Here is an 11,808-nt window from a genome sequence, read left to right on the forward strand (position 1 = left end):
TACCTTAATCTAGGGGGTTCACATCCGAGGGCGCGCGATTTTACCACACCTCTCGCCTCTATCTAGATAGTTTACCTATCACTTCTGCAAAGCGTGCTCTGAAACGCTTTTCTTCGAACGAGTTACCATCATCCCTAAACTGCCTAAGTGCTTTTGTTGCACTTATACTCGTGTCTCGAGTTAGCAACCTCCGAATGTATTCATCAACTTCACTTGGCATCCTTTTCTGACGGGGCGGTAGCTTCACATCTTTCAACATTGAAGCATGTGCTGTGATCGCTTGTTTGACCTCTTCAAAGCTTACTTTTGGTTTCTTATGACATTTATCAAGTATGTGTCCTGCAAGCTTAATGTTTAGAGTGTCATCCCCTCCACCAAGCCAATGCCTTGCCATTTTTCGCTCTCCTAGCAATAGGAATTGTTGAATCTCTTCGAGGTCATAAAGGCCACTACCAGTTGTTGTTATCACCACCAATTGTTGCGTTGCATTAGCTAGGCATTTGATGCCACTTTTTAGATCGGGCAACGATGCTCTGATGTATGCGGGGGAACCTGCAACAACGAACCTATCATCCGGATATGTAGAAAAAAGCTCTTCCAAAGTTCTTGGATAGTCACTATGCAATCTCTGTTTGCAAAGCAGGGACCACCAACGCTGGTGAAGTGTTTGACTTGTAAACTCCTGCTGGTATTTGATTTTGCTGATGCTGTCTGGTGAGTTTTTAGCAAATGTTGCTGAATATCCCGTTGCAGGAGCACTTCCATGCAGTAAGCCTAGCCCAGCGGACAGAACCCACAGTTCTGCATTGCTTTCTAGAACAATTTCCTTGGCGACTTTCCAGTGTGCGCCTTTATATAGGTTTATTGCCCGCTTCGTATTATGTAGTTCTGTTGATAGTTGTCTTCCCCATAGCGTTGCCAACTCTTCCACAGAGGATATCTTGTCCAGAAACTTGTGAACTGCAAGGCCACTCGTAGGGAGGGTTTTACTATTTGTGCAGGTAGTTATTAGATGTATTCGGGACATTAACGATACTCCTTTTGTCCCACATTATGACTTAAAAGGGGCCAACGAGCTACTGGAAGTCATATCTGTGAATTAATGCTAATTTTTGCTCTCCACCTCTGTGTAATATCTACATTTGTATATAAGATAACCTTTAACTTCTCTAGCTTAGTTATTGTTTTGTTAAGAATTTGTTGAGTTTTGTGGTTGTTGTTTTCTCTGGATGCAAGATTGTTTTCTTTTTGTGTGACGTCTGTAAATGGATTGGGTTTAAATGGAATTAGATCGATTAAAAGTGGGCGCATTAGCTTGTTCAAAGAGTTTCAGTGGTATTGGCAAAATATTGAGCATTACCGAAGGGAATCTTGAAGCTCAAGTCGGTTTTTTCATATTCCTGGAAACTTCAGTTTGTGTAAGTTTGCATGGTCGTATTCAAATGCAAACAAGGTTGTTACTCAATGACTTCTCATGAAGTATCTGTTGGTGATCTTGTCACCTCTTCATGCTTTACCGGTATCGGGAAAGTTGAGCAATTGGGCTCAGATGGTCAAGCAGAAGTATCATTTTTTGAGTCGCCGCTAATTCCAAGCACTAGGCACATGGAAGTGTCGTGTGAGGATCTTAAGGTTGCGACTTTATTTGAAGAGTCCACGGTGTTTTGCTTTGAGCAAGATGGTTCCATCTGGCGAAGAGCAAGATATGCCGGTAGTCGTCCAGGTGGAAAGCATTTGGTTGTCTTTCGCAGTGGTCAGCAAAGGATTGTTGAGATGGCCGATATCCATTTCCCCAACTATGGGAACGGCCTGAGGATGGATCCTGTTTCCTTTTTGGCGGCAAGAGCGAATGATGCCCCTTTCTACTTTCCTATCCGCCAAGCCTTTGTTAAGGCGTACTTGGCTCAGCGGGCGGCCTGTCGCTCAATGGCATCGCTACCAAGCAGCGCGGTTGAACTCGAGCCCCATCAAGTTGCGGTCGTAAGACGTATCTTACAAGACGATGCGCCGAAGTTTCTGTTGGCTGATGAAGTTGGCTTAGGCAAGACAATTGAAGCCGGCTTAGTCATTCGTGAACATGTTCTTGAGAAAAAGCGTGATGCCAGGGTATTAGTCGCGGTCCCAGAATCGTTGATTGGCCAGTGGCGAGAAGAACTATCGCAGCGTTTTGCGCTTGGTGACCTATTAGACAGCGGCGACTGGGATGATTACCAGATCAGGATCTGTCCGCATGAAAATATTGCGCAGTTTGTCAGTGGGGATTGGCAACCGACTCTCTTTGCCGTTGATGAAGCCCACCAAATTGCACCATTAGCCTGGTCTAGCAAAACTGAAGAACAGGCGAGATTTTCAGCGATGTCAGCTTTGTCAGCCCAAGCTGAGGTCGCCTTGCTGCTATCTGGTACCCCGATGCATGGTAATGAAAAGAACTTCCTTGCCATGCTGCATTGTCTCAGCCCTGAGGCTTATCGCCTCGACCCATCTGGCATCGAACATTTTTTGATGCGCGTTGGAGAGCGTGAGCGCTTAGGGGGGTTGTACAGTGCTCTGACCGAAGAGACACCAAATGCCGCGCTTGAAGCCAACCTGGATGAGTTAGCTGATCTGTTAGCCGAAGACGCCAACCTACACAAACTGGCGGAACGACTTCGCCCCCTTGTTGATCTGTTTGCACCGGAAGAGGGGGATGAGCGAGCGTCGGCTATCTATGAATTGCGTAGCTATATCGGTGAACACTACCGATTGCATCACAGGCTACTTAGAAATCGGCGTGAAAACAGTGCCCTGAGCTACTTGTTTCCTGGCTTGGCCGGATTGAGGTGCACACATTGGCCACTATCGTCACAAGATGTTTGCTTGGACGAATTGATTGAAGAATATCGCAATCTAGCATTGGCAGAACCTGACAGTTTTAAGGCGATGAGTGAGGCAAACTGCCTTGAATGGGTTGATGATCTGTTTGTCAGTCCACGGACTGTGGGCCAACGAGCGAAAGCGATGCTGGAGCAGGGGGGCGCTTCGGAGCAAGAGCGTCTTTTGCTGGAACAGATTTGCCAGAGTGCCAAACAGGAGCAGCAAGCCAAAGATCAGGCGTTGATCAATGCGTTAACGCAATGGCTTGAGGCAAATCCCAAAGGCAAAGCTGTTGTGTTCTGTAGTTTAGAGTCGGTCGCCTCGTACTTGTACGTTAAGTTCGAGCTTCAACTCGAACATGTTATTGAACGCCATCAGCCGGGCAGAACGCCCTCATTCAATCAGCCGGACAGTCCTGTCAGGGTGTTGATTTGTGACCATCATGGTGAGGATGGCCTGAACCTGCACGGCGGTCATCGACTCGCGGTGCACTACAGCATTAGTCGCAATTTCAGCCGGATTGAGCAACGTCTAGGGCGGTTAAACCGCTATAGCGCCAATCTGCATGGCGTGGGCGAGATCGCCAGTCTGATCGCATTGCCGCAGCGAGCAGGGATCACCAGTGAGTGGGTCGACTTGTTGAACCGCAGTATTGGGCTGTTTGATCAGACGGTTGCTAGTTTGCAATTTGTTCTCAAAGAGTTCCTCGAAACCGCTTGGCAAGACTTTGTTTTCAGCGGGTGCTCATCCCTTCGCGAGTCTGCCGCGCGCTTGGCTGGCGAGGATGGCCTGATCGTTCAGGAACGAAAACGAGTACATGCTCAGGAACAACTTTTGTCCTTGGAGCAGGAGGTGATTGAGGCGCAAGATTTTGCGGATCATTTAGCCGAAGCAGATGATCTCGCCGAGTCTCAAGCGAATGACATGCTTAAGTGGATCACCAAGGCGCTGAACTTTTCCCAAAAGCGGGATGCCAATGGTGGATTTCGACTTCGTTTTGAAACTGGAGAGCACGGCTCTCGCACACTTGTGGATGTCAGGTCGTTTATCGACACCTGTTTGCTGGGACTGGATTTTGATAATGGTTATCCACCTTCAACTGAGCCCATGAGTTTCTCCCGTAGCCAAGCCAGCGAACAGGTCGGTGTCTACCCATTCCGGTATGGACAGCCGTTTGTCGATACCGTTTGGCAATTGATGCAGGCAGATCCGCGGGGCACCACCTCCGCGCTGTTGCGAGTGATCCCGAGCGCGGACTTACGTGAGCCGAAAATGTTCTTCCAGTTCTATTACCTGACAACCGCACAGCCAAAAGCTTCAGGCGCTGCCGCTGGCAATCCATTCATCGCTCAACGACGCGCGGATGAACTGATTTGTCCACAAGTGGATAGTGTTTGGCTCACAGAAGCGGGCCGTCCCCTCGATCCCTGTCAAGATGGTGATACGGAACTGGTTGACTTGCTGGAAAAGCCTTACAACAAAAATGGACTTGCATACCAAGACGTAAATTTGCGTAGCAATGTGTGGACACAACTGAGCGCCTGGCTCCCTGCGGAGCCTTGGCGCCAGACCGTACTGTCCGTGGCCAACCAGGCACAAACGTATATTTCCGAGCGATACCGCGACAAAACGGAGTTGAATGGTGTTCTCAAGCACCAAGTGCTCGCCGTGCGTGCGGTGCTCCTCTGCGGTTCCAAGACCTTCAGTGAATGAAACCTAACCAAATCGAGTCATAGTTCATGCAGAAACAGTGGTTATTACTGCGCCAAGCAATACAAGGCGACCAAGCTGCGAGCCAAGATATCCATGAGCCTTTTTTCTGTCGGGTGCTTGAAATCTGCGCGGATCCAAAGGCTGGCTTAGCGGATAACTTGGCGGCCTATTATGATGCGCTACAGTGTGCGAATGCACATGGTTTGAATTTTCCTAAGTTGCCCGGCCGCCAGATAGTGGCTCAACCCGAGCAACTGCAAGTGGCTGGCCTTTACCAAGATCCGGTTCGGGGCGAAATCAGCCTCACGGAAGTTGCGGCACAATCACTAAATGACCAATACGCTGCGGTTTATCGTCGAGAGCAGCGCCGGTTTCTAAAAACTGCGCCGATCGACAATGCGTTATCGGCCCGTCTAAAAGATCCGACATACCGAACGTATAACGGCGAAGGGCAGCAAGCCGCGGTGCGTGCCACCTTGACGTCGCCAGATGACAGCACGCTGTTTATCAATTTGCCGACGGGCTGCGGCAAGACGCTAGTGCTGAATGCATTGATGTTGTCCACTCCAGCGGAACGATTGACGTTAGTGATCGTACCCACGGTTGGCCTTGCTATAGAGCAGGGCGAGCGTGTAAGAGAGGTACTGCAACGAGCAGGCAAAGATCATGGTGGCGCGTACGCTTGGTATTACAAGCGAGATGCACAGCAGCGAAAACAAGAACGCAGTGAGATCAAGCAGCGCCTGCTAGCTGGACAACAGCGGGTGCTGTTCTGTTCCCCTGAGTCGGCAAAAGGTGCGTTGCTACCCATTCTGTTTAAGCTAGCCAAGACAGGGCAATTGGCCTCTGTTGTCATCGACGAAGCGCATCTAGTTGATCAATGGGGAGCCGAATTTCGTCCCGAATTTCAACTGCTCTCACCATTGATCCATTCGTTGCAGAGTGAGTCCCCGCGAGGCTTGCGCAAGATATTGATGTCGGCGACATTCCATGAGGCAACAATGCAGACGCTCAAGGAGTTATTTACGCCGCCCAAACAAACGCCAATCGAAGTTAATGGCAGTTTTTTGCGGCCTGAGCCGAGCTACTTTGTTCAGCGATATCGAAGTCCTGTTGCACACCATGAGGCGATACTTACAACAGTACGCAGTTTGCCCCGCCCCCTGATCCTGTATGCCACTGAAGTTGCCGATGCCAGTCTTTGGTATTCGGAACTGCGTGGGTTGGGCTTCAACCGGGTCGGATTGTTTCATGGTGATACCGATGAAAGTCATCGCGAGTACCTTATTCGACAGTGGAAGAGCGGCGAACTGGACATTATGGTTGCCACCTCTGCGTTTGGGGTGGGTATGGACAAGCAAGATGTTCGCTCGGTGCTACATGCCGCGCTGCCGGAAAACATTGATCGCTTCTACCAGGAAAGCGGTCGTGGAGGCCGCGATGGCTGCGCCAGTCTGTCGTGGTTAATCTATCATCCGGGCCAAATCGACGTAGCAAGAAAGATCAGTCAAGACAAGCTGATTACCAACGAATTGGGATTGAAGCGCTGGAGTGCCATGCATGCGCTCCGTCAAACCGGTGAAGATGGACGCAGTTATGTTTCCCTGGATGCGAAGCATGAAGATATCAAGTTTCACTCCAAGGCCAACAGAGCTTGGAATTGGCGGACCTTGTTACTGATGCAGCGCGGGGGCTTCATTCGTCTGCACTTTAATCCACCCAAATTACCCGAAGCAGCCTTGGACAACGTGCATGACGACCAGTTTGTTCAGCAATACTTTGAAAAATACTTCCGCCGAGTGGGTATTAACATGCAATTCGGTGATCACCTAAAGCTATCGGCTTGGCAACAACGTATTGGCAAACAACGTGATCTCGAAAAACAGGCACGTGACGCCGGCTTTTCACAGCTAGTTAACTGGTTGGAGAATCTGGATATCCCGCTTTGCGGTCTCCTCGGCACCTTTTACACCCTTGATGGTTTCAGTCCGGAGATTGCCTGTGGCGGTTGCCCTGGTTGTCGCAGCAAAGAGGATCAGCCTTTTCTGCCATATACGCCGACATTGGGGAAGCTTGGAATCATCACTGGCTTGACACAGCAGGCTGGTTTGGGGCGAGAGTTGCAAGTGTATTACTCCGCTAGACAAGATAGCTTCGAGTTTTTACTGCATCAGCTACGGCATCGTATCAGCGAGTTGATTACATCTGGCAGGGTAAAGGCTATTCGTGCTCGCCCAGAGGTATTAACTGCGTTAGTCGAATTGCTGCCGGAACACAATGCGTTTTGGTGTGCGCTGGAACCAGAAGCTGACAACGAACTGTGGGACGAACTGGCGATCGTTTTACCTACAGAAACAGCGTTGCCGGATCTCGGTGTAGGTAGCAACGCCAAAATCATTATCGCGCCCGATCACATTAAGGATCCTGACAATCCCGGAAGAACCTGGTGTGAAAATGCGCCAAGGGCAATGTCAAAAGATCAATTTTTGAGGAACGTTAGCTATGTCGATTATCAATAACGACAGGGCCGGAAGCCAGATCCGGTTATTGTGCCTAATTGATAGAGTGCTCAATCGTCGTAAACAGAAACTGATTGAGCGAGATGAGCTCATTGCCATGTTGCGCCCATCAAACTTGCCAAAGAAAACACGGGGCGAGTCTCGCTTTGCAGAAAATCTAGATTTTTGGGTTAAAGAGGGTTTGTGGCATCAAGAAGGAAGCGCCATCAGTCGCGCTGAGATCTCAGCGAGCGAAGTGGACCTCCCTTGTCGTGTATTGGATCTTCTGATTAATAACGCTAAAGAGCGTGACCTAATGCAGGGCAACCGTGGTGAGCCTTTTTTACGTTCAGTTACCGCTTTGCTCGCACAGGAAAAATATACCTTTGTTGGTCGCACTTGCTTGGACAAAGGCAACATCTCAAAAGCGGTCGGGCGTTTGTCCACCGATCGTGCATTTAATGAAACAAACGAAGCCGCAACACTCTTGGAATATGCTGAGTTTCTGGGGTTTTTAGAACCCTTTGGCAGTGGCTACATCGTAGATCCAACTCGTGCCATCGAGCCTGTGTTGTCGGATGTCTTTCAGGACAAGGGAGAGTTGACGGCCAACCAATTTATGGCCAACCTCGTCGAGATAATGCCCATGCTAGATGGCGGCAGTTACCGGCAGTTAATCGAGCCACTGCTTACCGCTCAGGATTGGCAGCCACTGCCATATCATCAAGTTAGTGCCAGCCTCAGCCATGCGCTGATCCGCTTAGAGCTAGATCTGAAATTGACACTCGAGTCCCGCTCTGATGATTTAGATGCACTGCAGTTGCAAACCCCGGACGGGAAACAGCGACAGATAAGTGTGATCCGGTTAAGGGAGAATGATTGATGCAACTGATGGAATACTGGCCCAGTGCCAGCAATATTGAAGACTGTATTCGTACCGAAGCCGAAGAACTGCATCAACATACCTTGTTGGCGGTGCATGAGCCCATGCGTTTGCTGCGTCGAGATAAAGACGGCAACGATATTGGCTATGACACGCAAGAGGATCTGCTTAAACACTTTTTAGCCACGCCCCGCCCGCTGCCGATTATTGGTCGCGCTGGAGTTGGTAAATCCCACATCATCCGTTGGCTAGATGCGGTACTACATCGGCAACCAGACGCGCACAGTTGGCAGATCGTGCGAATTCCCAAAAACGCCAGCTTGCGAGGCGTCTTGGAAAAGCTGCTCACTGGCTTGGATGGGGAAGACTTTGACAAAGCTCGCGAAGAGATCCAGCTGGTCAGTGAAAAATTGGATAGCCATGAGTTGGCAGAACTATTGCTGACCTTTATGGGCCAGCAATTGAAGCGACTATTTAAACAAACTTTGGAGGAAGCTAGAGCGACCGTCAAAAGTGGACAGAAGCTTAGCCCAGAAAAAGAAAAAGAGCTGCGTAAGATAAAATTGCATGCGCTTGACAGTAGTTTACCGGCACTGATTAACGATTCGTTTTTTAAAGAATTTCTGTTAAAGAAAGATCACTGCCTATTTCGCCTCGCAAGTCGGCTGACCAAGGGTTCCAGCAATGACGAGATAGGCGAAAATGACCACCAATTATCTGCTGACGACCTGGATTTTAATTTCAACGTAAGCGACTTAAGTGCGCCAGCACGCAAATATGTGCAGCAAGCACGGCTTAACACCCATGCTCAGGCGCGTGAGGAAGCCGCTGAAATCTTAAACTTGGTGTTGGGCGAAGCAACTCGTAACTTGTTCAGGCAGTTGTTCAATTTCAGCGGCGGGGGCTTTCCCGATCTGTTTAACAGTATCCGACGTGTTTTGCATCAGCGCGGCATGACGTTAATGGTGTTGGTGGAAGACATGTCATTGATCTCGGCGATTGAAGATGTGCTGATTGATAGTCTGGAGCGTGAAGGTCGCCGTGATGGAGAGGAGACCTTGTGTCCAGTCTGTTCGGCCATAGCCGTGACCGATGGTTATGCGGGGTATCTGAGACGGCAGCAAGGTATGCGAGATCGTGCCAAGGGCGAGTGGGTGATCGAAGAGGTCAATGATGACCGAGAACAGACCCACACCCGCATTGTTGATTTCTGTAGTCGTTATATCAACGCAGCACGATGGGGAAGCGAAGAACTTCAGGCGCGCTGGAAGCAACATAACGAGGCTCCAAAAAAGTACCCTTGGCCAACAGTTTGGGAGGAGCAGGAGATCGACCGCGAATTCCTGGATGCATTTGGACGTGCCAGTACCGGTATTTCGTTATACCCCTTTAATCGCAATGCGATACGCGCCTTGGCAGAAAAGCAGTGTCGAGATGCGCAGGGCAATTTGAAGTTCAACCCGCGTCAGATCATCAACAAAGTACTGCTAGATGTACTCGAAAAGTGCCGTGCTGCAGCAGAGAACGCTCAGTTTCCACCGGCAGAGTTGGCGGGGATCGCTGCACCAGGTTCGCTGCGAAGTGGGGTGTACCGGCTTGGCCTAGAGCAACCGCAAAGAGCGGAGTCGCTGGCGGCGATCTGGGGTTATCCCGCTGAGAATATGGATCAGTTGCGAGACAAGCTTAGCGCTGATATTGCCGCCTGTTTTGCGATGCCCAAACTGGCCGCAAAGTTGCTGTCCGGCGCGATCGATCTACCGAATGAGCCCGAGGCACCAGTTGAGCCGGCTGCACCGGTTGCGGTGCCAATCAACCAACCCGGCGCGGCAGCCCCGATTGCACCCGAAATCGATCCGGATGCCGAGAAGATCAAAGCCCTTGGCAAGTCGTTGGATGCTTGGTTCGCTGGTGAGCACCTCTTAGAGCAAACTGAGGCGAGGACACTGCGCAACGGACTACTTCGATTATATAGACAGCACGCTCGCAGTGATTGGCATGGGATCAAACGGTTGCCAGAGTTAGCCAGTGGTCGCTTTGTTAATATCGAACTGCCACACGCGGAAGGTAACCGTGGCCAACATCCCGTGAAATTCTGCTCGCAAAGGGATTTTCGGGATCCTATCCGTTCAGTTAGATTGCGTGAAACCGCGCTGGCTATTTTGCGCTTTAGCCACTTTAATCCTGATTCAAGTGCCGATGAGGACTGGACTTACCCCGAAGCAGAGGTAGATCTGATGCAAATGCAGTCGTTTGCAGCCCGATGGGTGCCGACTGCCGTAAATGCCTTGGTCAAGGTTAAACACCTAGATCTGCAGTCTCAATTGGAAGCGCAGGTTCATGCCGCGCGAACCTTGGGCATACTAAAAGAGTCAGATTCAGTGCGGGACAGCTTGAATCGATTGCTGTTAAGTAAACGAAAGTTGATGTCTAGCTTAAAGCCGGCTTCCTGCCCGACGGTCGAAAAACTGCGCGAATCGGCACTGTCGAATTGGGAAAAATGGCAGTCAACCTGGTTGGATTGGTTTGCAGCCAATGATCATGCGCTTGAAGGGGACCTGCTGCTAAAAGCCTTGCAGTCGGCGCGCAGTGTCAGCGTGCAGTCAACGATTGAACAAGCGGTGGCTGCGGCGTGCCGTGATCTCGAGGACGCGCGGAAGTGCATCGAATTGGTGAGTGACTGTGACAGTGCTGACGAGTTCGCAGAACTGTTGCTGTCACTGGTTGACGTACTGCAGCAGCTTCTGGAGGAGGGTAAATACCCGTCAGGGGGACAATTCCTGCCATGTAATGAGATGACCGAGCAGTTGACACAACTCGCAGGAACACCAATTTGGGGAGCCTTGAGTAAGTTACTGTTGGTTAGTCAGGTAGAACAACCGCTGCGTCAATGGCAGTTGTTGTGTGAAATCGATGGCGAAAAACTGCGTCAATTCACAGACATTATGCGGGCTTGGCAGCGTCTGTTTGACGAGGCGCATACTAAGTTGCAAACCACCAATTCGGAATGGGGAGGGCAGGCCCTCACCAATTCAAAAAATCAAATCGATACGCTGGTTGAGCTTATAACTCAGGATCTCGCCATGTTGCAGCAGGAGGTCACGCATGAAAACGCTTAAGTCCCAATTAGCTGAGCTGACGAATGAGATGGCGCTTTCAAAACAGGCGACGGAATCCAAACAGATCATCGATGAGTACCAAACAATCCACAAAAAATTGCAGCCTGTCGCGACATCATTGCACGCGGTGGTGGAAGCTTCTGAGGTGTTAAAAAACGTGCCGTCGAGCATGACGGGTGAAACGACAAAAGATAACAGCGCAAAAGAGAACTTGACCACGGCAATATACTGTTTGCAAGAGTTTGCATCCTGTTGGGAAGAGCAAGGACACTTGGCTAGACAATCGGATGAGTTTGCATCTGTCGAAGCGGCGTTGACCAAGTGCTGCAATTCAGAAAAAGAGCATACAGATCAGATCTGGAGAGAGTTTTTGGCCGCGTTGGATAAAAGATCTGTTGTCGAACAGCATTTTTTAGACCAGCAGAAGACCCTCGGTTTTATGCAGGTGTATAACGACTATTGCGATGCCCGTCGTGAGTTTGATGATTTACGCACAGCTGGACCAAACAGAGTTGATACCGTGCAGAAACTGCAGTCGCTCTGCAACAAAATGCAACAGCTTAAGAACGGCATGGAGTTTAAAATGCCGCCAGAAGTACAGGCGCTGTTTGATCAATTGAACAGTGTGTCTGGTAAGGCTTCACTGCGATTGTTGACCCCTGATGTAATCGACTGGTTGGACGAACACAATATGTTAGACACCTTCGTTGTTCAACGACACCGGGCGTACTGAGTTATTGGCGAA

General features: G+C 50.0%; 7 protein-coding genes. 6 read left to right on the forward strand and 1 reads right to left on the reverse strand.

The features are described 5' to 3' along the window. Positions 1-58: 58 nt before the first annotated feature. Positions 59-931, reverse strand: a complete 873-nt coding sequence (locus tag ABEA14_RS01715; protein WP_345338081.1) for a hypothetical protein — start codon at positions 929-931, stop codon at positions 59-61. 349 nt (positions 932-1,280) lie between these two features. On the opposite strand from ABEA14_RS01715, the gene ABEA14_RS01720 reads away from it, so the two are divergent. The 6 genes from ABEA14_RS01720 to dpdI are packed head-to-tail and all read left to right on the forward strand — an operon-like array spanning position 1,281 to position 11,796. Then, the gene (locus tag ABEA14_RS01720; protein ID WP_345338082.1) at positions 1,281-1,478 is read left to right on the forward strand and encodes a hypothetical protein; all 198 of its coding nucleotides are present in this window, start codon (positions 1,281-1,283) and stop codon (positions 1,476-1,478) included. Continuing rightward, the gene (gene dpdE, locus ABEA14_RS01725; RefSeq protein WP_345338083.1) at positions 1,465-4,566 is read left to right on the forward strand and encodes a protein DpdE; all 3,102 of its coding nucleotides are present in this window, start codon (positions 1,465-1,467) and stop codon (positions 4,564-4,566) included. Before ABEA14_RS01720 ends, dpdE begins: the two co-directional genes overlap by 14 nt. 26 nt (positions 4,567-4,592) lie before the next feature. Beyond that, positions 4,593-7,085 carry a protein DpdF gene (gene dpdF / locus ABEA14_RS01730; RefSeq protein ID WP_345338084.1) on the forward strand — a complete coding sequence of 831 codons (2,493 nt, stop codon included), beginning with the start codon at positions 4,593-4,595 and terminating at the stop codon, positions 7,083-7,085. Further along, positions 7,069-7,947 (forward strand): protein DpdG, encoded by an 879-nt coding sequence (gene dpdG / locus ABEA14_RS01735; RefSeq protein WP_345338085.1) that lies wholly within the window; start codon positions 7,069-7,071, stop codon positions 7,945-7,947. Before dpdF ends, dpdG begins: the two co-directional genes overlap by 17 nt. Next, positions 7,947-11,063 carry a protein DpdH gene (dpdH, locus tag ABEA14_RS01740; RefSeq protein ID WP_345338086.1) on the forward strand — a complete coding sequence of 1,039 codons (3,117 nt, stop codon included), beginning with the start codon at positions 7,947-7,949 and terminating at the stop codon, positions 11,061-11,063. The genes dpdG and dpdH overlap by 1 nt, the downstream gene beginning before the upstream one ends. Continuing rightward, a complete protein-coding gene (gene dpdI / locus ABEA14_RS01745; RefSeq protein WP_345338087.1) occupies positions 11,050-11,796 on the forward strand; it encodes a protein DpdI in 747 nt (248 codons plus the stop codon). Before dpdH ends, dpdI begins: the two co-directional genes overlap by 14 nt. The last annotated feature ends 12 nt before the right edge of the window (positions 11,797-11,808 follow it).

This window comes from Corallincola platygyrae (assembly GCF_039544265.1).
GTDB lineage: Bacteria > Pseudomonadota > Gammaproteobacteria > Enterobacterales > Neiellaceae > Corallincola > Corallincola platygyrae.

Bases quoted from the DNA above. Each gene is read 5' to 3' on its own strand.
- ABEA14_RS01720 (WP_345338082.1), top strand. From the start codon at position 1,281: ATGGAATTAGATCGATTAAAAGTGGGCGCATTAGCTTGTTCAAAGAGT.
- dpdE (WP_345338083.1), top strand. From the start codon at position 1,465: ATGACTTCTCATGAAGTATCTGTTGGTGATCTTGTCACCTCTTCATGC.
- dpdF (WP_345338084.1), top strand. From the start codon at position 4,593: ATGCAGAAACAGTGGTTATTACTGCGCCAAGCAATACAAGGCGACCAA.
- dpdG (WP_345338085.1), top strand. From the start codon at position 7,069: ATGTCGATTATCAATAACGACAGGGCCGGAAGCCAGATCCGGTTATTG.
- dpdH (WP_345338086.1), top strand. From the start codon at position 7,947: ATGCAACTGATGGAATACTGGCCCAGTGCCAGCAATATTGAAGACTGT.
- dpdI (WP_345338087.1), top strand. From the start codon at position 11,050: ATGAAAACGCTTAAGTCCCAATTAGCTGAGCTGACGAATGAGATGGCG.